This is a genomic window from Streptomyces sp. NRRL F-5126 (genome assembly GCF_000721265.1).
GTDB lineage: Bacteria > Actinomycetota > Actinomycetes > Streptomycetales > Streptomycetaceae > Streptomyces.
Map to the genome: position 1 here is coordinate 234,277 of NZ_JOFZ01000010.1, position 22,608 is coordinate 256,884.

Annotated in this window: 20 protein-coding genes and 1 pseudogene; 4 read left to right on the forward strand and 17 right to left on the reverse strand. The window is 71.7% G+C overall.

From position 1 onward, the window contains the following. The first annotated feature begins 224 nt into the window (after positions 1-224). The 3 genes from IH48_RS0122525 to IH48_RS0122535 all read left to right on the forward strand — a co-directional run bounded on the left by IH48_RS0122525 (position 225) and on the right by IH48_RS0122535 (position 3,522). Entirely contained in the window at positions 225-1,169 is a 945-nt protein-coding gene (locus IH48_RS0122525) for a 5'-3' exonuclease (RefSeq protein ID WP_420705532.1), read from the forward strand. A 48-nt stretch (positions 1,170-1,217) separates the two neighbouring features. Then, positions 1,218-2,066 (forward strand): siderophore-interacting protein, encoded by an 849-nt coding sequence (locus tag IH48_RS0122530; protein WP_030907553.1) that lies wholly within the window; start codon positions 1,218-1,220, stop codon positions 2,064-2,066. 88 nt (positions 2,067-2,154) lie between these two features. After that, positions 2,155-3,522 (forward strand): cryptochrome/photolyase family protein, encoded by a 1,368-nt coding sequence (locus IH48_RS0122535; protein WP_030907554.1) that lies wholly within the window; start codon positions 2,155-2,157, stop codon positions 3,520-3,522. A gap of 692 nt (positions 3,523-4,214) precedes the next feature. Here IH48_RS0122535 and IH48_RS0122540 read toward each other — a convergent pair. The 11 genes from IH48_RS0122540 to IH48_RS0122590 form a co-directional block, all read right to left on the reverse strand. After that, entirely contained in the window at positions 4,215-7,055 is a 2,841-nt protein-coding gene (locus IH48_RS0122540) for a DEAD/DEAH box helicase (RefSeq protein ID WP_030907558.1), read from the reverse strand. Between the two features lie 145 nt (positions 7,056-7,200). After that, positions 7,201-8,151 carry a twin-arginine translocase subunit TatC gene (gene tatC / locus IH48_RS0122545; protein WP_030907560.1) on the reverse strand — a complete coding sequence of 317 codons (951 nt, stop codon included), beginning with the start codon at positions 8,149-8,151 and terminating at the stop codon, positions 7,201-7,203. Positions 8,152-8,220: 69 nt separating this feature from the next. Then, the gene (gene tatA / locus IH48_RS0122550; protein ID WP_030907563.1) at positions 8,221-8,499 is read right to left on the reverse strand and encodes a Sec-independent protein translocase subunit TatA; all 279 of its coding nucleotides are present in this window, start codon (positions 8,497-8,499) and stop codon (positions 8,221-8,223) included. Positions 8,500-8,722: 223 nt separating this feature from the next. Continuing rightward, positions 8,723-8,920, reverse strand: a complete 198-nt coding sequence (locus IH48_RS0122555) for a hypothetical protein (RefSeq protein WP_030907566.1) — start codon at positions 8,918-8,920, stop codon at positions 8,723-8,725. Positions 8,921-8,942: 22 nt separating this feature from the next. Beyond that, the gene (locus IH48_RS0122560) at positions 8,943-9,263 is read right to left on the reverse strand and encodes a hypothetical protein (RefSeq protein WP_030907568.1); all 321 of its coding nucleotides are present in this window, start codon (positions 9,261-9,263) and stop codon (positions 8,943-8,945) included. 13 nt (positions 9,264-9,276) lie between these two features. Beyond that, positions 9,277-10,320 carry a helix-turn-helix transcriptional regulator gene (locus IH48_RS0122565; RefSeq protein ID WP_078849948.1) on the reverse strand — a complete coding sequence of 348 codons (1,044 nt, stop codon included), beginning with the start codon at positions 10,318-10,320 and terminating at the stop codon, positions 9,277-9,279. Between the two features lie 14 nt (positions 10,321-10,334). After that, positions 10,335-11,291 carry a helix-turn-helix transcriptional regulator gene (locus IH48_RS0122570; RefSeq protein WP_030907573.1) on the reverse strand — a complete coding sequence of 319 codons (957 nt, stop codon included), beginning with the start codon at positions 11,289-11,291 and terminating at the stop codon, positions 10,335-10,337. Positions 11,292-11,402: 111 nt separating this feature from the next. Next, a complete protein-coding gene (locus tag IH48_RS0122575; protein WP_030907575.1) occupies positions 11,403-11,774 on the reverse strand; it encodes an FKBP-type peptidyl-prolyl cis-trans isomerase in 372 nt (123 codons plus the stop codon). Between the two features lie 88 nt (positions 11,775-11,862). After that, entirely contained in the window at positions 11,863-12,876 is a 1,014-nt protein-coding gene (locus IH48_RS0122580) for an FKBP-type peptidyl-prolyl cis-trans isomerase (protein WP_030907577.1), read from the reverse strand. Positions 12,877-13,025: 149 nt separating this feature from the next. Beyond that, positions 13,026-14,387, reverse strand: coding sequence for a Pup--protein ligase (gene pafA, locus IH48_RS0122585; RefSeq protein WP_030907580.1), 1,362 nt, complete (start codon positions 14,385-14,387; stop codon positions 13,026-13,028). Positions 14,388-14,396: 9 nt separating this feature from the next. Beyond that, positions 14,397-15,659 (reverse strand): MFS transporter, encoded by a 1,263-nt coding sequence (locus tag IH48_RS0122590; RefSeq protein WP_030907583.1) that lies wholly within the window; start codon positions 15,657-15,659, stop codon positions 14,397-14,399. A gap of 132 nt (positions 15,660-15,791) precedes the next feature. On the opposite strand from IH48_RS0122590, the gene IH48_RS0122595 reads away from it, so the two are divergent. Continuing rightward, positions 15,792-16,802, forward strand: coding sequence for a LacI family DNA-binding transcriptional regulator (locus IH48_RS0122595; RefSeq protein WP_030907586.1), 1,011 nt, complete (start codon positions 15,792-15,794; stop codon positions 16,800-16,802). Positions 16,803-16,868: 66 nt separating this feature from the next. Here IH48_RS0122595 and prcA read toward each other — a convergent pair whose 3' ends face one another. From prcA to arc, 6 genes and pseudogenes are all read right to left on the reverse strand, one after another. Next, the gene (gene prcA / locus IH48_RS0122600; protein WP_030907589.1) at positions 16,869-17,651 is read right to left on the reverse strand and encodes a proteasome subunit alpha; all 783 of its coding nucleotides are present in this window, start codon (positions 17,649-17,651) and stop codon (positions 16,869-16,871) included. 52 nt (positions 17,652-17,703) lie between these two features. Further along, on the reverse strand, positions 17,704-18,549 hold the full coding sequence (gene prcB, locus IH48_RS0122605) for a proteasome subunit beta (protein ID WP_030907592.1): 846 nt from the start codon (positions 18,547-18,549) through the stop codon (positions 17,704-17,706). After that, positions 18,501-18,683: pseudogene (locus tag IH48_RS35190) on the reverse strand (endonuclease domain-containing protein); the annotation flags it as partial. The gene prcB and the pseudogene IH48_RS35190, both read right to left, overlap by 49 nt. A 66-nt stretch (positions 18,684-18,749) precedes the next feature. Then, complete coding sequence (locus IH48_RS0122615) at positions 18,750-18,968, reverse strand: ubiquitin-like protein Pup (protein ID WP_030907595.1); 219 nt, start codon at positions 18,966-18,968, stop codon at positions 18,750-18,752. Positions 18,969-19,120: 152 nt separating this feature from the next. Then, the gene (gene dop, locus IH48_RS0122620; protein WP_078849951.1) at positions 19,121-20,632 is read right to left on the reverse strand and encodes a depupylase/deamidase Dop; all 1,512 of its coding nucleotides are present in this window, start codon (positions 20,630-20,632) and stop codon (positions 19,121-19,123) included. 178 nt (positions 20,633-20,810) lie between these two features. After that, on the reverse strand, positions 20,811-22,577 hold the full coding sequence (gene arc / locus IH48_RS0122625; RefSeq protein WP_030907601.1) for a proteasome ATPase: 1,767 nt from the start codon (positions 22,575-22,577) through the stop codon (positions 20,811-20,813). Positions 22,578-22,608: the final 31 nt, after the last annotated feature.

A 22,608-nucleotide genomic window follows, 5' to 3' on the forward strand; every position in this document is an offset into this window, starting at 1 on the left:
TAAACCTCACGAGTCGAACGGAGAAAACGGCCCACCACCCCCGCCGGGCGGGCCGTGGAGCGGCACGGGTTCGGCCCTCTGACCCGCTGCGGCGTGGTGAAGAGTGCGGGGCGGGTCCGCTCCGCATGCGCGTCTGCCCTCACTTGTACATACCAAACTTTTATGTGAACTACGTCACATCGTCTCGGCGTGTCGCCGTTGCCTGTGGGATGAGGCGTGTGTCAGTGGCCTACGGCATCATCGGCGACGTGACGCGACGCCTGATGCTCCTCGACACCGCCTCCCTCTACTTCCGTGCCTACTTCGGCGTGCCCGAATCCGTGCGCGCGCCGGACGGGACGCCGGTCAACGCCGTGCGCGGCCTGCTCGACTTCATCGCCCGCCTCGTGCAGGACCACCGCCCGGACTCCCTGGTGGCCTGTACGGACGCGGACTGGCGCCCGCAGTGGCGCGTCGACCTGATCCCCTCGTACAAGGCGCACCGGGTCGCCGAGGCGCACCCCGGTGGCACCGACGAGGAGGAGGTCCCCGACACGCTCTCGCCGCAGGTGCCGGTGATCGAGGAGGTGCTCGACGCCCTGGGCATCGCCAGGGTCGGCGTGCCCGCGTACGAGGCGGACGACGTGATCGGCACGTTCACCGCGCGGGCCACGGGCCCGGTCGACATCGTCACCGGCGACCGCGACCTCTACCAGCTCGTCGACGACGCGCGCGGCGTGCGCGTGCTCTACCCGCTCAAGGGCGTGGGCACGCTCCAGGTGACGGACGAGTCCTTCCTGCGGGCGAAGTACGGGGTGTCGGGCGCCGGGTACGTGGACCTGGCCCTGCTGCGCGGCGACCCGAGCGACGGGCTGCCCGGCGTGCCGGGCATCGGCGAGAAGACGGCGGCGAAGCTGCTGGACGCGTTCGGCGACCTGGCGGGGATCATGGCCGCGGTCGACGACCCGCGCTCCCGGCTCACCCCCTCGCAGCGCAAGCGGCTGCACGAGGCGCGGGCGTACGTGGCGGTCGCGCCCGAGGTCGTGCGCGTCGCGTCGGACGTGCCGCTGCCGGACACCGGCGTCGCGCTGCCTCAGCGGCCGTGCGACGCCGAGGCGCTGGAGGCGCTGTCCGAGCGGTGGGGGCTCGGGGGCTCGCTCACCCGGCTCCTTGCCGCCCTGAGCCGATGAGGTGTTAAGTTAGGCAAGCCTAACCGATTTCGACCAGGGGAGATGGCCGTGGCGGAGGAACAGCGCCGTAGGACGCCGAAGGCCCACGAGGCACGGGTCGTGCGCACCGAGCGGCTCACCCCGCACATGGTGCGGATCGTGGTCGGCGGCGAGGGACTCGCCTCCGTCGCCTGCGGCGAGTTCAGCGACCACTATGTGAAGGTCCTGTTCGCCGCGGAGGGCGTCGCGTACCCGGAGCCGTTCGACATGGCCCGCATCCGCGAGGAGTTCCCTCGCGAGCAGTGGCCCGCCACGCGTACGTACACGGTGCGGGCGTGGGACCCGGACGCACTGGAGATGACGCTCGACTTCGTGGTCCACGGCGACGAGGGCCTGGCCGGCCCGTGGGCGGCGCGTGCCGTGCCGGGTGAGACGGTGCGCTTCCTCGGCCCGGGCGGCGGTTACACGCCCGACCCCGAGGCCGACTGGCACCTGCTCGCGGGCGACGAGAGCGCGCTGCCCGCGATCGCGGCCGCGCTTGAGCGTGTCCCGTCCGGCGTTCCGGTGCACGCGTTCGTGGAGATCGACGAGGCGGCGGAGGAGCAGAAGATCGCCTGCCCCGACGGGGTGGACGTGACGTGGCTGCACCGGGGCGGGCGGCCCGTGGGCGAGGCGCTGGTGGCTGCCGTGCGCGATCTTGACTTCCCCGCGGGCGACGTGCACGCGTTCGTGCACGGTGAGGCGGCCTTCGTCAAGGACCTGCGCCGGCATCTGCGCCACGAGCGGCAGGTGCCCAGGGAGCGGCTGTCCGTGTCGGGGTACTGGCGCAGCGGCCACACGGACGAGGCGTGGCGCGCCGTCAAGCGTGAGTGGAACGCGGCGGTGGAGCGGGAGCAGGAGGGCGCCGCCGGCGCCTGAGCCCGCGGCGGCGCCCGAGCCGCGAAACGCGCGCAGCCCCGGCGCGGCCCGTCGGCCCGGACGCGCGGGTGGCGGCAGGATGCCGTGCATGACCGTTTCGGTGGCCCTGTTCACCTCCGACCTGCGCGTGCACGACCAGCCGGTGCTGCGCGCCGCGCTCCGCGCCGCGGACCGGGTGGTCCCGCTGTTCGTCCTCGACCGCGGCATCGCGCGGGCCGGGTTCGACGCGCCCAACCGGCGCGCCTTCCTGGCCGACTGCCTCGCCGCGCTCGACGCGGGTCTGCGGGAGCGCGGCGGACGGCTCGTCATCCGTACGGGTGACACCGCGACGGAGGTGCGCCGGGTGGCCCGTGAGACCGGCGCGCACGAGGTTCACGTAGCGGCCGGTGTCAGCCGGTACGCGCTGGAGCGCGAGGGGCGGCTGCGCGAGGCGCTGTCGGGTGCGGACTGCGAGCTGCACGCGCACGACGCGGTCGTCACGGCCCTGCCGCCCGGCCGGGTGACCCCCTCGTCCGGCGACCACTTCGCGGTCTTCACCCCCTACTTCAGGCGCTGGCGGGAAGCGGGCGTGCGGGACGCGCTCGGCGCGCCCCGTTCCGTCGACGTGCCGCCCCTCGACGGTGAGGCGCTGCCGCGCCGCGACGCGGTGTCCGGCGTCTCCCCCGGCGTCCCCGAGGGCGGCGAGACGGCGGCGCGCGCGAAGCTCACGGCGTGGCTGCGCGACGGCGTCGAGGACTACGAGGACCGCCACGACGACCTGCCGGGCGACGCCACGTCACGCCTCTCCCCCTACCTGCACTTCGGCTGCCTCTCGCCCGTGGAGTCGGTGCACAGGGCGCGGCGCAAGGGCGGCCCGGGGGCGGACGCGTTCGTACGGCAGCTGGCCTGGCGCGACTTCCACCACCAGGTGCTCGCGGCGCGGCCCGCGGCGTCCTGGTCCGACTACCGTGAGCGCGGGGACCGGTGGCGCGAGGACGCCGGCACCGAGGCGGCGGTCGAGGCGTGGCGGCAGGGCCGCACGGGCTATCCGATCGTGGACGCCGCGATGCGGCAGCTGCGCCACGAGGGGTGGATGCACAACCGGGGCCGGCTGCTGGTGGCGAGTTTCCTCACCAAGACGCTCTACGCGGACTGGCGCACGGGCGCCCGGCACTTCCTCGACCTGCTCGTCGACGGCGACATCGCCAACAACCAGATGAACTGGCAGTGGGTCGCGGGTACGGGCACGGACACCCGTCCCAACCGGGTGCTGAACCCGCTCGCGCAGGCGCGGCGGTTCGACCCGCGTGGCGCGTACGTGCGCCGCTGGGTGCCGGAACTGGCGGCCGTCGACGGCGCGGCGGTCCACCAGCCGTGGCGCCTGCCGGAGCGGGAGCGCGCCGCGCTGGAGTACCCGGATCCTGTGGTGGACCTGGCGGAGGCCCGCGACCGCTTCCTGCGAGCGCGCAAGCCCTGACGGCCTTGCGGCTCGGCACCGCTCCCGCGAGAGCCCGCCCGGGCGTGACGGGCCCGCCCCGCCGGGGCACCCGGCAACCGAAAACGGCCGACCGGCGAAGCCGGCCACACACCGCGGCAGGCCGTGGCCGCGGCACACCGGCGGACCGTTGGAGGCCGCCGCGACGGGCGGCACGCCAACGGGCCGCACCGAGGCCGACACGACAGCGACAGGCCGCGGCCGCTGCCAGACAACCCGCCCCGGGCGCTGCCCCCGCGGGCGAACGAACACCGGTCCTGGCCGCCGCCCCGGGGCGTTGCGGCGCTGGTCGAGCGGCGGAGCCGGCCGGACACCACAGGGCCGACTGCCCAGTGCCCGGCACGAGCGGCGCCCTGCGGGCGGCCTGGCACGCCAACGGGCTGCACCGAGGCCGACACGAGAGCGACAGGCCGCGGCCGCTGCCAGACAACCCGCCCCGGGCACTGCCCCCGCCGGCAAACGAACACCGGTCCTGGCCGCCGCCCCGGGGCGTTGTGGTCCTGGTCGAGCGGCGGAGCCGGCCGGACACCACGGGGCCGACTGCCCAGTGCCCGGCACGAGCGACCCTGCCGCGGCAGCGGGCAACACCGGCGGACACACCGGGACGCGGCCCGGCACGCCGCGCGGCCCGGCACGCCACGCGGCTCGCGACTCGCGGCTGCGGCTCGCGGGGGTCAGGTGACCGAGCTGTACGCCACCACCCCGCGCCGTATGCCGTCGATCGCGCGGCGCGCGTTCCTCGCGACCGTGCTGCCGTCGGACGTGGGCGCCGCGGCGGCGATCTGGCCCAGTACGTCGATGACCTGCTTGCACCAGCGCACGAAGTCGCCCGCGGGCATCTCCGCCTCGCGCAGCACCTCGTCGAGCCCGCGCCCCGACGCCCACGCGTACGCCGGCCATGCGAAGCCGAGGTCGGGCTCGCGCTGGCCGACGCCCTCCGCCTGGTTGATGCCTAGGTCCTCCTCCAGGGCGTCGAGGCGGCCCCAGATGCGCACCATCTCGCCGAGCGCCGCCTTGGCCGGGCCCGACGGCGTCTTCGGCACGACCGCGTCGTCGCTCTGGCGCGACTCGAAGACCAGCGCCGAGACGCACGCCGCGAGCTCCGCCGGGCCGAGGCCCTCCCACACGCCGTCGCGCAGGCACTCGCTCGCCAGCAGGTCGAGCTCGCCGTACAGGCGTGCGAGCCGCCGCCCGTGCTCGGTGACCTCGTCGCCCCGCAGGTAGTCGAGTTCCGTGAGCAGCGCCACGATGCGGTCGAACGTCCGCGCGATGGTGTTCGTGCGGCCCTCGATGCGCCGCTCAAGCTGGCGCGTGTCGCGCGTCAGGCGGTGGTAGCGCTCCGCCCACCGCGCGTGGTCCTCGCGCTCGTCGCACCCGTGGCACGGGTGGGCGCGCAGTGCGGTGCGCAGGCGGATGATCTCCCGGTCGTCCGCCGCCGCGGCACGCTGCCTGCGGTGGCGCTCCGGCACGATGTGCCCCGCCTTCGTGCGCAGCGCGGACGCCAGGTCGCGCCGCGACTGCGGGGAGCGCGCGTTGAACGACTTGGGAATGCGCATCCGCTCCAGGGGCTCGACCGGCACCGGGAAGTCGATCGACGCCAGCCGCTTGACCTGCCGCTCCACCGTCAGCACCAGGGGTCTGGGGCCCTCGTGGTACTCGACGCCCGCGTGTCCCCGGTGCCCGTTCGCGCGGCCCGCGGGCACCCCGGGGTCGAGCACCAGCGCGAGCCCGGCGAACTTGCCCGTCGGCACGTGGATCACGTCACCGGGCCTGAGCTTCTCCAGCGAGGTGGCCGCGGCGGCCCTGCGCTGCGCCGCGCCCTGCTTGGCCAGCTCGTTCTCGCGGTCCTTCAGCTCGCGGCGCATGCGCGCGTACTCCTCGAAGTCCCCGAGGTGGCACGTCATGCCCTCGCGGTAGCCCGCGAGGCCCTCCTCGTTGCGCTGGACCTGACGGGAGATGCCGACGACCGACCGGTCGGCCTGGAACTGCGCGAACGACGTCTCCAGCAGCTCGCGCGAGCGGTGCCGGCCGAACTGGTGGACCAGGTTGACCGCCATGTTGTACGAGGGGCGGAAGCTGGAGCGCAGCGGGTAGGTGCGGGTGCCGGCGAGGCCCGCCAGCGCCCCCGGGTCCATGCCGCGCTGCCACAGCACCACCGCGTGGCCCTCGACATCGATGCCGCGGCGCCCCGCGCGCCCCGTGAGCTGCGTGTACTCGCCGGGCGTGATGTCCGCGTGCTGCTCGCCGTTCCACTTGACGAGCTTCTCCAGGATCACCGTGCGGGCCGGCATGTTGATGCCGAGCGCCAGCGTCTCCGTCGCGAACACGGCCTTGACGAGGCCGCGCACGAAGAGCTCCTCGACGACCTCCTTGAACGTCGGCAGCATGCCCGCGTGGTGGGCGGCGATGCCGCGCTCCAGGCCTTCGAGCCACTCGTAGTAGCCGAGGACGTGCAGGTCCTCCGACGGGATCGAGGACGTGCGCTCCTCGACGATCTCACGGACCGTCGTGCGCGCCTCCTCGTCGTTGAGCCGGAGGCCCGCGTACAGGCACTGCTGCACGGCTGCCTCGCACCCGGCCCTGCTGAAGATGAACGTGATCGCGGGGAGCAGGCCGTCCGCGTCGAGGCGCTCGATGACGTCGGGGCGCGACGGCGTCCAGATACGGGTGCGCCGCCTGCGCTCCCGCTCGCGGTCGGCCTCGCGGACCATCTTCCCGCGGCGCCGCTCGCGCGGGTTGTACGTGCGCTGGTTCTCCATCCTGGCCATGCGGACCAGGTCGGGGTTGACCTCGCGCTTGCCCTGACCGCGCCCGCCGTGGTCGGTCTCCTCCTCGAAGAGGTCGTACATGCGGCGCCCGGCGAGCACGTGCTGCCACAGCGGGACGGGGCGGTGCTCGGAGACGATGACGGCCGTGTCGCCGCGTACGGTGTCCAGCCAGTCCCCGAACTCCTCGGCGTTGGACACGGTCGCCGACAGGGACACCAGCGTGACCGACTCGGGAAGGTGGATGATCACCTCTTCCCACACGGCGCCCCTGAACCGGTCGGACAGGTAGTGCACCTCGTCCATCACGACGTATCCGAGGCCGTTGAGCGCCTGGGAGCCCGCGTAGAGCATGTTGCGCAGGACCTCGGTGGTCATGACGACCACCGGCGCGTCGGCGTTCACGCTGTTGTCACCGGTGAGCAGGCCGACCTTCTCGGGGCCGTAGCGGCTCACGAGGTCGGCGTACTTCTGGTTGGACAGCGCCTTGATAGGCGTGGTGTAGAAGCACTTGCGGCCCTCCTTGAGGGCCAGGTGCACGGCGAACTCGCCGACGATGGTCTTGCCGGATCCGGTGGGCGCGGCGACCAGCACGCCCTTCCCTGCCTCCAGTGCCTGGCACGCCTCGATCTGGAAGGGGTCGAGGCCGAACTCGTACATCTCACGGAACGGGGCGAGCGCTGTGGCCTGCACGGCGGCGCGGATGCGGGCGGCGGCGTAGCGCTCGGCGGGAGAAAGGTCCTCTGTCATCTCGCTCACGAGCCTACCCGGCGCCTCCGACACTCACCTCGGTCTTTTGTGCGGGCGCACGGAGGCGGCCCGGGCGCGCCGTGACGCGCGTGAGGCCGGAGCCGCGGGGCTCCGGCCTCACAGAACGCGTGGCGTCCCGGGTGCGTCAGGTGACGTCGTCGTAGCCGTTGACCCGGTGGGTGCCGGCCGCGTCGGCCTGCTCGGGCAGCGCCGGCGTGGCGACCGGCTCCACGGTGTCCGTGTCCTCGGGATCCAGGTCGAGGTCGGAGGCCTCGTCGTCGGCCGGCCCCGCCTCCTCGATGCGGCGCTTGCGCCGGTCGTTCGCCAGGGCGACGAAGCACGCGGCGAAGTACAGGACCCAGATCGGGCCGGCGAGGACCAGCATGGACAGCGGGTCGGTGCTGGGCGTGGCCACGGCGGCGAACACCGTGATGCCCATGATCATGATCCGCCACCAGCCGATCATGCGCTTGCCGGAGAGGATGCCGACGAAGTTGAGCATGACGAGCAGCAGCGGCATCTCGAAGGAGAGGCCGAAGACGACGACCATGCGCGTCACGAGATCGAGCAGCTCGTCCAGCGGCAGCAGGTTGGCGACGTGGTCAGGCGTGAAGCCGAGGAGCACCCTCGCGGTGGTCGGCAGCACCTCGTAGGCGAAGAGGGCGCCGAGGAAGAAGAGCGGCACGCCGCTGCCGACGAAGGCGAGGGCGTACTTCTTCTCGTGCCGGTGCAGGCCCGGCGCGACGAACGCCCAGAGCTGGTACAGCCAGACCGGTGACGCACACACGACGCCGGCCATCAGGGACACCTTCAGCGCCAGGGAGAACGGCGCGATCAGGCCGTCCATCGTGACGTTGGCGCACGCCTCGCCCTTGGTGCGGGCGAGCGAGGTGAAGTCTCCCTTGCAGCCGACCGAACCGAGGATCGGGTTCGTGAAGAAGTTGATGATGTCGTTGTAGAAGTACGCGGCGACGCACGCGACGACGATGATGGCCAGGAGGCCCTTCGCCAACCTGTTGCGCAGCTCACGCAGGTGTTCCACGAGAGGCATGCGCCCCTCGGGATCCTGCGCTTGCGTACGGGCGGACTTGGCCAACCCACTTCCCCATCTCGTGCGGCGGACTCACGCGTGCGGCGTGTCCGCTCCGGCCCCTGGTGTACGCGGTCAGCGCTGCGTGGTCTCCGACGGCTCGGTGACCGGGCGGGCGGTGGTGGCGTCGCCGGGGGCGGCCTTGATGGTCCGCTGGACGTCCTGGCCGTCGTTCGGCGGGTCGGCGGGGGCGGTCTTGCCCTGGTCGGACTTCATCGCCTTGGCCTCGCTCTTGAGGATGCGGGCCGACTTGCCGAGGGAGCGCGCCATGTCCGGGAGCTTCTTCGCACCGAACAGCAGGACGATCACGACGAGGATGAGAATGATCTCGGGGGCGCCGAGCCTTCCGAACATAACTGGTTACCTTCTCACCGAGGCGGCATGGGGGCCTGCGTCACACCGCACGGACGGGTGCCCGACCGGTGTCCTACGCAGGGATCGTAACGCCCAGGGGTGAATCCCAGGCAATCCCTGTGCGGATTTCCACGCGCGGCCCACGCCTCGCTCGCTGGGCCACGAAGGCCAGCGTACCTGCCGAACCTGCGTTGCAGGAGGGGGCGTAGCCGACATACCCCGTCTACCGCAGCGCCTCCCCCGACGCGGCGAGCCGGCCCGCGGCGCGCTCCAGGTCCTCGGCGGCCCGGGTGACGCGCTCACTCGTGCGGGCCACCTGGTGGCCGAGGCGCCGCACTTCGAGGAAGACGCGGACGGCGAGGACGCCGAGTACGGCGATCCCGCAGAACCCGAGGGCGACGGCGAGCATGGGCCAGAGCATGGGCAGAGCCTAGTGGATCGGCTCAGCCCCGCCCGCCAGGGCCGTCGGCGGTGTGCAGGCGCAGTGTCCTGACGCCGCCCTGGGTCAGCAGCTCCACGATCCGCCGGCCCGCCGGCTTGCGTATGGACGCGTCGCACCGCGGGCAGCTGAACGAGTAGGTCGTGGTGCGCCTGCTGGCGCCGATCGCCAGCAGGAACGCGTCCCCCGGCAGTTCGAAGCCGGCGCGGCACTCGGGGCAGGCGACCTTGAAGCGTATGGGGGCGACGGCCGTGAGCCCGTACTCCGGCTCCGAAGCGCCGTCCGGGGGTGCGGGCAGGTCGGAGGCTCCGGGCGTGGGGGGCATGGTCCAGGTCTCCTCAGGCTCGGCCGGCGGCGCCGGGTTCCGCGGACGCCTCGTGGGCGGCGGGCGTGTCAATGGCAGCGGGGGCTTCGTATGCGGCGGCTGCGTCGTAGGCGGCGAGCGCGTCGCGGGCCGCCTGCCGCGCGCTGTCCGCGAGGTCGGGCGGGGAGACGATGCGCCCCTCGCCGCCGAGCCGCAGCGCGAGGCGGCGCAGCGACGCGGGCGCGGGGGTGCGCAGCGTGATGCGCAGGCCGCCGTCGGGGAGTTCCTCCGCGCTGTCGTGGGGGTAGTACTCGGCGACCCAGCGGCCGCCAGGACCCACCTCGACCACCACCTCGGGGTCGTCGGCCGACGGCTGGACGAGACCCTCCGACAGGTCGCGCGGCTCGATCTCAGGTGGCGCCGACACCGCGTCGAGCAGCTTGATCTCGGCGACCCTGTCGAGCCGGAAGGTGCGGCGCGCCTCGGAGAGGCGGCACCACGCCTCCATGTAGGTGTGGCCGACGGCGAACAGCCGGATCGGGTCGACCTCGCGCTCCGTCAGCTCGTCACGGGCCGGCGAGTAGTAGCGGAGCCACAGCCTGCGGCGTTCCGAGATGGCCCGGTCGACGTCGGCGAAGACGCCGCCCTCTGACTCGAACGTCACCGAGAGGCGTGAGCTCGCGCCCGCCGCCTCGCCCGCCGCGGCCTCCAGCTTGGCGGTGGCGCGCAGCAGCGCCTGCTTGTCGCCGTCGCGCAGCCCCGGCAGGGTCGCGACGGCCCGTGCGGCGACGAGCAGCGCGGTGGCCTCGTCGGCGGCGAGGCGCAGCGGCTCGGCGACGTCGTCCGCGTTGTGCCACCAGATGCGGTCGCCGTCGGTGTCGATGTCGAGGAGGTCGCCGCCGCGGAAGCTGGTGCCGCACATGGGCAGGACATCCAGGTCGGAGATGAGCTCGTCCTCGCTGATGCCGAAGGCCCTGGCGACGTCGGAGACCCGGGCACCGGGCCGCTCGCGCAGGTAGGTGACGAGCGACAGCATCCTCCTGGTCCTGTCGATGGCGTTCGCGTTGGTGGTGGCCATGTGAACCCGCCCCTTCAGCCCTTGGCCACGGCGCGCAGCCGGTCCACGACGTCGGCCCGCAGGTCCGCGGGCTCCTGCACGACCACGTCGGGGCCGAACTCGACGAGCCACGCGTCGAGTCCGTGCCCGTACGGGATCTCCAGCTCGTCCCAGCCGTCGACGAGCGCGCGCGAGGTGAGCGCCTTGGCCCGCAGCGGGTAGCCGCAGCCGGCGCGCAGCCGGATCAGCGCCGACCTCGTCGCGGTCTCCCCCGCCCAGGTCTCCACCGTCTCGCGGACCGTCGAGGCGTCGGGCACGGGCGCGGTGAAGGAGCCGGCCCTGGAGCGGACCCTGCCGCTGATCCGGGAGAGCCGGAACACCCGCTCGGCACCGCGGTCGCGGTCGAACCCGGCCAGGTACCAGTGACCGCGCCAGCACTCCAGCGTCCACGGCTCGACCTGGCGCTGCTCGGTGTGGGCCGCGCTGGACTTGCGGTAGTCGAAGACGACGGGGCGCCGGTCGCGGCAGGCGAGCATCAGCGGCTCGAACGCAGCCTCGTGCGCGGGGATGCGCGGTTCGAGCGCGCTGTGCTGCGCCTCGTAGGCGTCCTCCGCCTCGGGCATGCCGGCCGCGCGCAGCTTCTGCAGGGCGCCGCTCGCCGCGCCCGCGAGGCGCGCCTGCTGCCAGACGCGGGCGGCTACGCCGAGAGCGGCCGCCTCCTCGGCGTCCAGGGTGATGGCGGGCAGCCGGTTGCTGTCCCTGCGGGCGACGTAGCCGGTGTCGCCGTCGAGCCCCTCGACCGTCTCGATGACGAGGCCGAGTTCGCGCAGGTCGTCCTTGTCCCGCTCGAACATGCGGTTGAAGCCGTCGTCGGATCCGGCTTCCAGGTATGCCTCGATGGAGCCGCGCAACTCGCGCTTGCTGAGGGGGCGCCTGGCCCCTAGCAGACACAGCGCCAGGTTCATCAGCCGCTCCGCCTTGGCAATGGCCATCGACGCCCTTTCGTGTGGTCCTGTGCCGGTCGACGGTACCGCCCCCGGGTCACCGGGGAAAAGCCGAGGGCCCGCGCCGACCGGCGCGGGCCCTCGGGTGAACGCAAATGATCAGACTGCGACCAGATCGCATACGAAGATCAGCGTCTCGCCGGGCGCGATGCTGCTACCCGCGCCCCGGTCGCCGTAGGCGAGGTGGGCGGGAATGGTCAGCTGCCGGCGTCCGCCGACCTTCATGCCCTGCACGCCCTTGTCCCAGCCGGCGATGACCTGGCCCGCGCCGAGCTGGAACTGCAGCGGCTTGCCGCGGTTCCAGGAGGCGTCGAACTCCTCGCCGCTGGAGAACGCGACGCCGACATAGTGGACGGAGACGTAGTCGCCGGCCTTGGCCGTGGCGCCCTCCCCCTCCCAGAGGTCCTTGATCTCCAGGTCAGCGGGCGGCTCGCCGCCGGGGAAGTCGACCTCGGGCTTCTCGTTCTTCACTGAAGTGCTCCTCGCACGGTGTACTCGGGACCCGGTAGTTGATGGTCCGCTGAACCTGCCAAGTCTTACAGGCCGGTGCGCTGCCGTCCTACTTCGCCCCGAGGATGTCCACCACGAAGACGAGGGTCGAGTTCTTCGGCAGGTCGGGGCTGGGCGACTGGCTGCCGTAGCCGAGGCTCGGCGGGATCACCAGCAGGAGGCGGCTGCCGACCTTCTGGCCCACGACGCCCTGGTCCCAGCCCTTGACGACCGCGCCGGTGCCGATGCTGGTGGCCAGCGGGACGCCGGTGTTCCACGAGCTGTCGAACAGCTTGGCCTTGGTCTTGCCCTCGTTGGGCTTCCACGCCGCACCGCTGTACTGGATGTAGACGGTCTGGCCCTTCTTGACCGTGGCGCCCTTGCCGGGGATCAGCACCTTGTCGACGAGGTCCTTCGGCGGGTCGGCCTTCGGCACGGAGATGGTCGCGGGCGCCGCCTTGTCGGCGTTGACCTGCGGCAGGGACTTCGGGACCGACGCCTGCGACCCGGACACCTTGTTCGGCAGGGTCTTCTTGACGTCGAGCACGAAGACGAGGGTGTCGGTGCCCTTCACGCCGAGCTGCTGGTTGCCCTGGCTGCCGAACGCCGCGGACGGCGGGGCCACCACCAGGACGCGGCTGCCGACCTTCTGGCCCACGACGCTCTGTGAGAAGGCGGGGATGATGCTCTTCGAGCCGGCGGGCACGAGCTGCGGCGCCGCGCCCTTGTCGTACGAGCTGCCGAGTTCCTTGCCGCCCCACACCTTCACGGTGAAGTCGGCCATCACCAGCTGGTTTTTCTTGATCGCAGGCCCGGAGCCCTGGGAGAGGGTGTGGACGACGAACTTCCCGGTCGGCTTGGACGACTTCGGGACGCTGATGTCGGCCTTCTTCCCGGCCGATCCGGTCACGGTGGGCATCGGGCTGTCGGAGGAGACCGGCTTGGGCGGTGCGGGTGCGGACGCGCTCGGGCTGGGCGCAGCCGACGACGCCGCATCGTCCTTCTTCTTGGAGTTGTCGCCGCCGCAGGCAGCGGTCAGCACCAAGGCCGGCACGATGAGCAGGGCTGCAAGACTGCGTCGCACAGTGTGTCCTCGTGGGGGTAGGTGGTGTTGTTCCGGTGGCGGCCCACTCTACGACTCTTGCCCCACCTGTCATTCCCCCATCAGGCGCGTGGGCCCCGTACGCACTCGTACGGGGCCCACGCGGCCGGGGCGGTGACGAGCGGGCGCCGTCACATCCCCGCGATCAGCTTCTCCACCCGGTCGTCCACGGAGCGGAACGGGTCCTTGCACAGCACGGTGCGCTGCGCCTGGTCGTTCAGCTTCAGGTGCACCCAGTCGACGGTGAAGTCCCGCCGCTGCTCCTGCGCCCTGCGGATGAAGTCGCCGCGCAGCCGCGCCCGCGTGGTCTGCGGCGGGACCGACTTGCCCTCGAAGATCCGCAGGTCGTTGGCGACACGCGCGGCCTGGCCCTTCTTCTCCAGCAGGTAGTAGAGCCCGCGGCGGCGGTGGATGTCGTGGTAGGCGAGGTCTATCTGCGCGACCCTCGGGTGCGACATGGTCATGTTGTGCTTGGCCCGGTACCGCTCGATGAGCTTGTACTTCATGACCCAGTCGATCTCGGTGGCGATCTTGTCGAGGTCCTCGGTCTCGATCGCGTCGAGCGTGCGGCCCCACAGCTCCAGCACGCGGTCCACCGTGCCGGTGCGGATGTCGCGGCGCTCGACGAAGTCGACGGCCTTCTCGTAGTACTCGCGCTGCACCTCGAGGGCGGACGCCTCACGCCCGCTGGCCAGGCGCACCTTGCGCCGGCCCGTGATGTCGTGGCTGACCTCGCGGATCGCCCTGATCGGGTTCTCCAGGGTGAGGTCGCGCATCACGGTCCCGGCCTCGATCATGCGCAGGACCAGGTCGGTGGCGCCGACCTTGAGGAGCGTCGTCGTCTCCGACATGTTCGAGTCGCCGACGATCACGTGCAGCCTGCGGTAGCGCTCGGCGTCCGCGTGCGGCTCGTCGCGGGTGTTGATGATCGGCCGTGAGCGCGTCGTGGCCGAGCTGACGCCCTCCCAGATGTGCTCGGCACGCTGGCTCACGCAGTAGACGGCTCCGCGCGGGGTCTGCAGCACCTTGCCCGCCCCGCACAGCAGCTGGCGCGTGACGAGGAACGGGATGAGGATGTCCGCGAGCCGGGAGAACTCTCCGTGGCGGGCCACGAGATAGTTCTCGTGGCAGCCGTAGGAGTTTCCCGCCGAATCGGTGTTGTTCTTGAAGAGATAGACGTCGCCCGCGATTCCCTCCTCGTGCAGGCGCCGTTCCGCGTCGACGAGCAGGCCCTCCAGAATCCGCTCACCGGCTTTGTCGTGCGTGACCAACTCGGTCACGTTGTCGCATTCCGGGGTGGCGTATTCCGGATGCGAACCGACGTCGAGGTAGAGGCGGGCACCGTTGCGCAGGAACACATTGCTGCTACGGCCCCATGACACGACACGGCGGAAGAGGTAGCGCGCCACTTCGTCAGGTGACAGTCGGCGCTGTCCCCTGAACGTGCACGTGACGCCGTACTCGTTCTCCAGCCCGAAAATGCGGCGGTCCATGTCTGAACATTACGCCTGATGGCCTGTGCTGAAACCGTGTTCGGGCGCGTCACTTGGATCATTTTCCGATCGGGCCGCCGCATTGCCGTCCACGTGCCTGCCTGCGAGTACCCGCGGGGTGGCGGCCAGCACGAGCAGGGCGCAGAGCCCGGCGGCCCCCGCGACCGCGAAGCCGGCGGACGTGCCGGCGTGCTGGGCCACGGGGCCCGCGACGCCCGTGCCGAGCGCCGAGCCCACCCCGAACGTCGTCACGAGCCACGAGAAGGCCTCCGTGACGGTGCCGGCCGGCGCCTGCCGGTCCACCACGATGAACGCGCACGCGAGCGCGGGCGCCAGGAAGACTCCGGCCAGCATCGACAGCAGCGTCATGGTGACCGGTCCCGGCGTCAGCACCAGCGGCAGGTAGCACACCGCGAGCAGCACCGCGATCACCCGGAGCCTGCGCTCCGGCGCACCCGTCCAGCGCCGGGCGCCGTAGACCGCGCCGCCGACGAGGGCGCCGAGGCCGAGCGCCGCCATCAGCCATCCGTAGACGGACTCGCGGCCCTGGTCGTCCGCGTACGCCACCCCCGCGACCGTGATCGAGCCGAGCGCGGCGCCGACGAACAGGAACGCGCCCAGCAGCGCCAGCAGCCCGGGAGAGCGCAGCGCGCCGAGCCAGTGGGCCTGCCGTTCGGCGGAGCGCCAGGCACGTGAGGGGCGCGAGACCACCACGGACAGGGCGCCCAGCACGCCCACGGCGTTGAGCACCAGCAGCGCCGCGGCCGGGGAGCGCGCCGCGACGAGGGCGGTGACCAGCAGGGGGCCGACCGTGAACATGACCTCCTGGGCGACGGCGTCAAGCGCGTACGCGCGGTGCACACGGTCCTCGCGGCCGAGCACGCTGGGCCACAGGGCGCGCAGTCCGCCCTCCAGCGGCGGGGTGCACAGGCCGGCGACCGCCACGGCGGCGAACGCCGCCGCGGGCGATCCTGTGCCCACCGCGACGAGCAGCGCCATGCCGAGCGCCGATACGAGGGCGGCGGGCAGCTGGACCCGGGGTTGCCCGTACAGGTCGACGGCGCGGCCGAGCAGCGGCTGGCCGACGGCGTTGGCGAGCCCGTACACGGCGGCGAGCGCCCCGGCGACGCTGTAGCTGCCGCCGTCCGCCCGCGCGAACAGCACCACGGCGATCGGCGCCGTGGCGTTGGGCAGCCGGCCCACCAGCGTGCCGCCGAGCAGCCTCGCGGCGTGCGGCGCGCGCAGCAGCTCCAGGTATCCGGTGGCTCCCACGGCCTCGGCCCTCCCCTGGTGTGCGTCACGCGGTCGTGTGCCGCGGGCTGACGTGTTACGTATAACGAACCCGTCCATACGTACCATGAGCGCCGGCGTCCGGTCCACCGGCCGGCGCGGGAGAGGAGCGCCATGACCCAGCACGCCGCCAGGCCCACCAGCAAGGACGTGGCGCGCACCGCGGGCGTCTCCCAGGCCACGGTCTCGCTCGTGCTCGGCGGCAAGTGGCGCGGCCGCGTCTCGGAGCGCACGGCCGGCCAGGTGCGCGACGCGGCCGGCGCCCTCGGCTACCGTCCCAACCTGGCCGCGCGCAGCCTGCGCCTGGGCACGACGGGCACGGCGCTCCTGGTCGTGCCGGCGCTGACCAACGAGTTCTTCGCGCGCGTCTACACGGGCGCCGCCGCCGTGGCCGCGGCGCACGGCTTCGGGGTGGTCCTCTACCCGTCACCCGCCGGGGTCGGCCCGGCCGTGAGCCCCTTCGACCCGGGACGCACCGCGCTCGACGGCGTCATCGCGTCCTCCATGGCGGCCGACGCCCCGGCCGCCATCCGCGGCAGCCGGCTGCCGCTGGTCATGCTGGACAGCGACCCGGCGGCGCCGGGCCCCGCGGCCTGCGTCAACCTCGACATCGCGGACGGCATGCGGCAGGTCGCCGCCCATGTGCTCGGCCTCGGCCACCGCGAGGTCCTGCACCTCGGTTCGGCCGTGCCGTCCTGGACGTTCGACGTGCGCGCCGACGCGCTGCGGCGTGCCGTGCGCGCGGCGGGCTCGCGGCTGCGCACGGCGCGCTCCGCGCTCGACGTGACGGCGGCCCGCGAGGCCGTCACCGCCGCTCTCGCGGGCCCGCAGCCCCGTCCGACCGCGATCGTGTGCGACGACGACATCCTGGCCGCGGGGGCCTGCAAGGCGCTGCGCCGCCTGGGCCTGCGCGTCCCCGGCGACGTGTCCGTCACCGGGTTCGACGACCTGGCGCTCGCCACCGCAGTCGAGCCGGAGCTCACCACGGTCCGCCTGCCGGCCGAGCGCGTCGGCGAGCGCGGCATGGAGGCGCTGCTCGCCGTGCTCGACGGCCGCGGACCCGAGACAGGCGACCTTCCGGTACGCCTCGTGGTGCGCGGCTCGACGGCGGCCTCGGCGCGCTGAACCATCCGCGGTCACACCGGTGCCCCGGCCGCACGGGGCGGCCGGGCACCGGTGGCAGGGCAGTCGCTACGCGTCGTCCTCGGGGGCGGCGGAGCCCGCGTCCTTCGGCTCCTCGCCGTCCGGGGTGTCCGCGGGCGCCGTGGCTGCGCCCTCCTCCGCCAGCAGGCGGGAGAGCCGTGCCCCCACGATCCGGCGGAACTTGCGCTGCTGCGGCCGCGTGCGGTCGAGGACGGCCACTTCCAGGCGCTCGGCGGGGATCTCCCGCTCGCCGCCGTTGGTGTCACGCGACAGCGCCTGCACGGCGAGCTTGAGAGCCTCGGCGAGCGTCATGCCGTCGCGGTGGCGCTGGTCCAGGTAGGAGCTGATCTGCTCGGAGCTGCCGCCCACCGCGACGGAGCCGTGCTCGTCGACGATCGAGCCGTCGTGCGGCAGCCGGTAGATCTGGTCGCCGTCGGGCGTCGCGCCGACCTCGGCGACCACGAGCTCGACCTCGTAGGGCTTCTCGCCGGCGCTGGAGAAGATCGTGCCGAGTGTCTGGGCGTAGACGTTGGCGAGTCCACGGGCCGTCACGTCGTCGCGGTCGTAGGTGTATCCGCGCAGGTCGGCGTAGCGCACACCGCCGATGCGCAGGTTCTCGTACTCGTTGTACTTGCCGGCGGCCGCGAAGCCGATCCGGTCGTAGATCTCGCTGAACTTGTGCAGGGCACGGGACGGGTTCTCGCCGACGAAGACGATGCCGTCGGCGTACTGGAGCACGACCAGGCTGCGGCCCCGCGCGATGCCCTTGCGGGCGTACTCCGCCCGGTCGGCCATGGCCTGCTGGGGTGAGACATAGAACGGCGTCGACACCGGCTATCCGTCCCTTTCTGTCAGTGGCTGATTCACTCTCACAGCGGTCGATTCACAGCAGCGCGGCGCGCGGTCCGTCGGGCTGTTCGAGCCGGTGATCGAGGACGGCGCGGGCGATCGCCGCCATCTCGTCCTCGGACAGGCGCCTGAAGCCGTCCTCCGTGATCACCGTGACGACCGGGTAGATCTTGCGCGCCACGTCGGGCCCGCCCGTCGCCGAGTCCTCGTCCGCCGCGTCGTAGAGCGCCTGCACGACCAGCGTGGTCGCCTGCTCCTGCGTCAGGTCGTCGCGGTAGAGCTTCTTCATGGCCCCGCGCGCGAAGACCGAACCCGAGCCGGTGGAGGCGTACCCGGTCTCCTCCGACCGGCCGCCCGTCACGTCGTAGGAGAAGATGCGGCCCTTGCCGCGGTCCACGTCGTAGCCCGCGAACACCGGCACGACGGCGAGGCCCTGCATCGCCATGGCCAGGTTGGACCTGATCATCGTGGAGAGGCGGTTGGCCTTGCCCTCCAGGGAGAGCTGGGCGCCCTCGACCTTCTCGAAGTGCTCGAGCTCCAGCTGGAAGAGCTTGACCATCTCCACGGCGAGCCCGGCCGTGCCGGCGATGCCCACCGCCGAGTACTCGTCCGCGGGGAAGACCTTCTCGATGTCCCGCTGGGCGATCATGTTGCCCATCGTCGCCCGCCGGTCTCCGGCGAGCACCACGCCGCCGGGGAACGTCACCGCGACGATCGTCGTGCCGTGCGGCGCCTCGACGGCGCCCTGCAGCGGCGGCAGCGAGCGCTTGCCGGGCAGCAGGTCCGGCGAGTGGTCGCCGAGGAAGTCCATGAACGAAGAGGACCCCGGCGTCAGGAAGGCAGCTGGTAGACGCCCGGTGTCACGAGTATTGGCTTCCACGCGTTTCCCTCCAGATGTGCGGCGGCACGGCGCAAGGCGTCGTGATCGGCTCCCCAGGTGCCGCCTGCCGCATTGCAGTTGAAGCACAGTACGCCACGGACCCTACCCGTCCCCGGGCGGTGATCCACCAGCGATTCGGGAAGGCGAGGGGTGCTGCCGGCAGCGGGAGCACCCCTCCTGCGGCCCCTGCGTCCGTGTGACTACTGGCCGCCCTTTTGCACGAAGCTGCGCACGAAGTCCTCGGCGTTCTCCTCAAGGACGTCGTCGATCTCGTCCAGGACGGAGTCCACGTCGTCGGAGAGCTTCTCCTGACGCTCCTTGAGGTCCTCGGAGCCCTGCGCGTCCTGTGCCTGCTCCTCGGTCTCCTCCGTGGAACGCGTCGCCTTCTGCTGGCCGCCGTCGGTGTCCCTGGTCGCCATTTCCCTCACCCCGCTCGGTTCGCCCCGCTCGATGTGACCTTCGTTGCTCTCAAGATCAGACCCTATCCGCAGGATCCGGAGAAGGCCCCGTTGTCGTACAACGCCGGGGGCCTGCCTCCATGATTCCCTGCGGCGGGCCCTTTCAGCCCTTTTCAGTGCCCGGACAGCACCCGGACCAGGTCTTCCGCCGTGCGGCAGCGGTCCAGGAGCTCCTTCACGTGAGTACGTGTACCGCGCAACGGCTCCAGGGTGGGGACGCGCTGCAGCGAGTCCCTGCCCGGCAGGTCGAAGATGACCGAGTCCCACGAGGCCGCCGCGACGTCCTCCGCGTACTGGTCGAGGCACCGGCCCCTGAAGTAGGCCCTGGTGTCCTCGGGAGGGTTCGTCCTGGCCCGCTCGACGTCCTGCTCGTCCAGCAGCCGCTTCATCTTCCCGCGGGCCGCCAGGCGGTTGTACAGGCCCTTCTCGGGGCGCACGTCGGCGTACTGCAGGTCGACGAGGTGCAGCCGGGCCGCGTCCCAGTCGAGGGAGTCCCTGCGCCGGTAGCCCTCGAGGAGCTCGCGCTTGGCCACCCAGTCCAGCTCGCCCGACAGGCTCATCGGATCGCGCTCCAGGCGGTTGAGCGTGTCCTCCCAGCGGCCGAGCACGTCGCGCGTCTGCTCGTCCGCATCGGCGCCGTACTTCTCCTCGACGTACTTCCTCGCGAGCTCGAAGTACTCCATCTGGAGCTGCACGGCCGTCAGTGTGCGGCCGCTGCGCAGCGTGACGAGGTGGTGCAGCGAGGGGTCGTGCGAGACCTCGTGCAGGGTGCGCACCGGCTGGTCGACCGCGAGGTCGACGTTGATGAAGCCGTCCTCGATCATGGCGAGGACCAGGGACGTCGTGCCGAGCTTGAGGTACGTCGAGATCTCGGAGAGGTTCGCGTCTCCGATGATCACGTGCAGCCTGCGGTAGCGCTCCGCGTCCGAATGCGGCTCGTCGCGCGTGTTGATGATGGGCCGCTTGAGCGTCGTCTCCAGGCCCACCTCGACCTCGAAGTAGTCCGCACGCTGGCTGAGCTGGAAGCCGTGGTCGCGGCCGTCCTGCCCGATGCCGACGCGGCCGGCGCCGGTGACGACCTGGCGGGAGACGAAGAACGGCGTCAGGTGGCGCACGATGTCCGAGAACGGGGTCTCGCGCCGCATCAGGTAGTTCTCGTGGGTGCCGTAGGAGGCGCCCTTGTTGTCGGTGTTGTTCTTGTACAGGTGGATGGGCTGGGCGCCCGGCAGCTGGGCCGCACGCTCGGCGGCCTCCGCCATGATGCGCTCCCCCGCCTTGTCCCACAGCACCGCGTCGCGCGGATTGGTGATCTCCGGCGAGCTGTACTCCGGGTGGGCGTGGTCGACGTAGAGGCGCGCGCCGTTGGTCAGGATGACGTTGGCCAGGCCGATGTCCTCGTCCGTGAGCTGGCTCGAGTCGGCCGTGTCCCTGGCGAGGTCGAAGCCGCGGGCGTCCCGCAGCGGGTTCTCCTCCTCGAAGTCCCACCGCGCGCGCCGTGCGCGGTGCATCGCCGCCGCGTAGGCGTTGACGATCTGGGACGAGGTGAGCATGGCATTGGCGTTCGGGTGGCCGGGCACGGAGATCCCGTACTCCGTCTCGATGCCCATTACTCGCCGTACGGTCATGCGGCCCTCCTTGCCCGGCGGCGGCGCCCCCTGGGGGCGTGGCGCTCAGGTACCGAGCCTAGAGCGCCGCGGGCCTCGCGGGGAGATCATTCGATACGTCGGCCTGGTGAGATGGTACTTCCGGGTAAAGCAACCGGCTGCGGATGCCCGGGGGGACATCCGCAGCCAGGTCCTCGTCCTACAGGTACTGACCGGTGTTCGCCACCGTGTCGATGGAGCGCCCCGTGTCGGCACCCTGCTTTCCGGTGACGAGGGTGCGGATGTAGACGATCCGCTCGCCCTTCTTGCCGGAGATGCGGGCCCAGTCGTCGGGGTTCGTGGTGTTCGGCAGGTCCTCGTTCTCCTTGAACTCGTCCACGCAGGCCTGGAGGAGGTGGGAGACGCGGATGCCCTTCTGGTCGTGGTCGAGGAATTCCTTGATGGCCATCTTCTTGGCGCGGCCCACGATGTTCTCGATCATGGCGCCGGAGTTGAAGTCCTTGAAGTACAGGACTTCCTTGTCCCCGTTGGCGTACGTCACCTCGAGGAAGCGGTTCTCCTCGGACTCGGCGTACATCTGCTCCACGACGGTCTGGATCATCGCGTGCACCGCCGCGTCGGGCGAGTCGCGGTGTTCCGCGAGGTCGTCCGCGTGCAGCGGCAGGGAGGCCGTGAGGTACTTGGCGAAGATGTCCTTGGCGGCCTCCGCGTCGGGGCGCTCGATCTTGATCTTCACGTCGAGCCGGCCCGGGCGGAGGATGGCCGGGTCGATCATGTCCTCGCGGTTGGACGCGCCGATGACGATGACGTTCTCAAGACCCTCCACACCGTCGATCTCGGCGAGCAGCTGGGGGACGATGGTGTTCTCCACGTCCGAGCTGACACCGGAACCGCGGGTGCGGAAGAGCGATTCCATCTCGTCGAAGAAAACGATGACGGGCGTGCCCTCGCTCGCCTTCTCCCTGGCGCGCTGGAAGACGAGCCGGATGTGGCGCTCGGTCTCACCGACGTACTTGTTGAGGAGTTCCGGGCCCTTGATGTTCAGGAAATAGCTCTTGCCGGCCGGCCGGCCTGTCACCTCGCCGACCTTCTTGGCGAGTGAATTCGCCACGGCCTTCGCGATGAGCGTCTTTCCGCATCCGGGCGGCCCGTAGAGCAGAATGCCCTTCGGCGGCCTGAGTTCGTGTTCCTTGAACAGGTCGGGGTAGAGGTACGGGAGCTCGACGGCGTCACGGATCAGCTCGATCTGCCCGCCGAGGCCGCCGATCTTCTTGTAGTCGACGTCCGGGACCTCTTCGAGGACGAGCTCCTCGACCTCGCTCTTCGGGACGACCTCGTAGACGTACCCGGAGCGCGGTTCGAGCAGCAGGGCGTCGCCCGGCCTGATGGTGAGGTCCATCAGGGGCTCGGCGAGCCGTACGACACGCTCCTCGTCGGTGTGGCCGATGACGAGGGCGCGCTCGCCGTCCTCAAGGATCTCCTTGAGGGTGACGATGTCGCCCTGGCGCTCGAACTCCATGGCCTCGACCACGTTGAGCGCCTCGTTGAGCATGACCTCCTGGCCGCGCCTGAGCTCGTCGAGCTCCACGCCTGGGCTGACGTTGACGCGGAGTTTGCGGCCCCCGGTGAAGATGTCGGCCGTGTCGTCCTCGTTCGCTTGCAGGAAGACACCGAAACCGGCGGGCGGCTGCGCCAGCCGGTCGACCTCCTCCTTGAGGGCCACGATCTGGTCGCGGGCCTCACGCAGCGTATTGGCGAGCCGCTCGTTCTGCGCGGACACGCCCGCCAGGTTCGTCTGCAGCTCGACGATTCTCTCTTCGAGGATCCTCGTGTGCCGCGGAGAGTCGGCGAGCTTGCGGCGCAGGACGGCGATTTCCTGCTCAAGATAGGCAACCTGGCCTGCTGGGTCCTCGGACCCCCGCCCGGGCCGGATGCCGCGGTTGATGTCGTCGTCGTGGGCTGCCACGGTCCTCACCTCCTCCAAGGGGAGCTGGACG

Coding starts and splice junctions, on each gene's coding strand:
- IH48_RS0122535 (WP_030907554.1), top strand. CDS start 2,155: ATGACCGTTTCGGTGGCCCTGTTCACCTCCGACCTGCGCGTGCACGAC.
- IH48_RS0122540 (WP_030907558.1), bottom strand. CDS start 7,055: ATGACAGAGGACCTTTCTCCCGCCGAGCGCTACGCCGCCGCCCGCATC.
- tatA (WP_030907563.1), bottom strand. CDS start 8,499: ATGTTCGGAAGGCTCGGCGCCCCCGAGATCATTCTCATCCTCGTCGTG.
- IH48_RS0122555 (WP_030907566.1), bottom strand. CDS start 8,920: ATGCTCTGGCCCATGCTCGCCGTCGCCCTCGGGTTCTGCGGGATCGCC.
- IH48_RS0122560 (WP_030907568.1), bottom strand. CDS start 9,263: ATGCCCCCCACGCCCGGAGCCTCCGACCTGCCCGCACCCCCGGACGGC.
- IH48_RS0122565 (WP_078849948.1), bottom strand. CDS start 10,320: ATGGCCACCACCAACGCGAACGCCATCGACAGGACCAGGAGGATGCTG.
- IH48_RS0122570 (WP_030907573.1), bottom strand. CDS start 11,291: ATGGCCATTGCCAAGGCGGAGCGGCTGATGAACCTGGCGCTGTGTCTG.
- pafA (WP_030907580.1), bottom strand. CDS start 14,387: ATGGACCGCCGCATTTTCGGGCTGGAGAACGAGTACGGCGTCACGTGC.
- IH48_RS0122595 (WP_030907586.1), top strand. CDS start 15,792: ATGACCCAGCACGCCGCCAGGCCCACCAGCAAGGACGTGGCGCGCACC.
- IH48_RS0122615 (WP_030907595.1), bottom strand. CDS start 18,968: ATGGCGACCAGGGACACCGACGGCGGCCAGCAGAAGGCGACGCGTTCC.
- dop (WP_078849951.1), bottom strand. CDS start 20,632: ATGACCGTACGGCGAGTAATGGGCATCGAGACGGAGTACGGGATCTCC.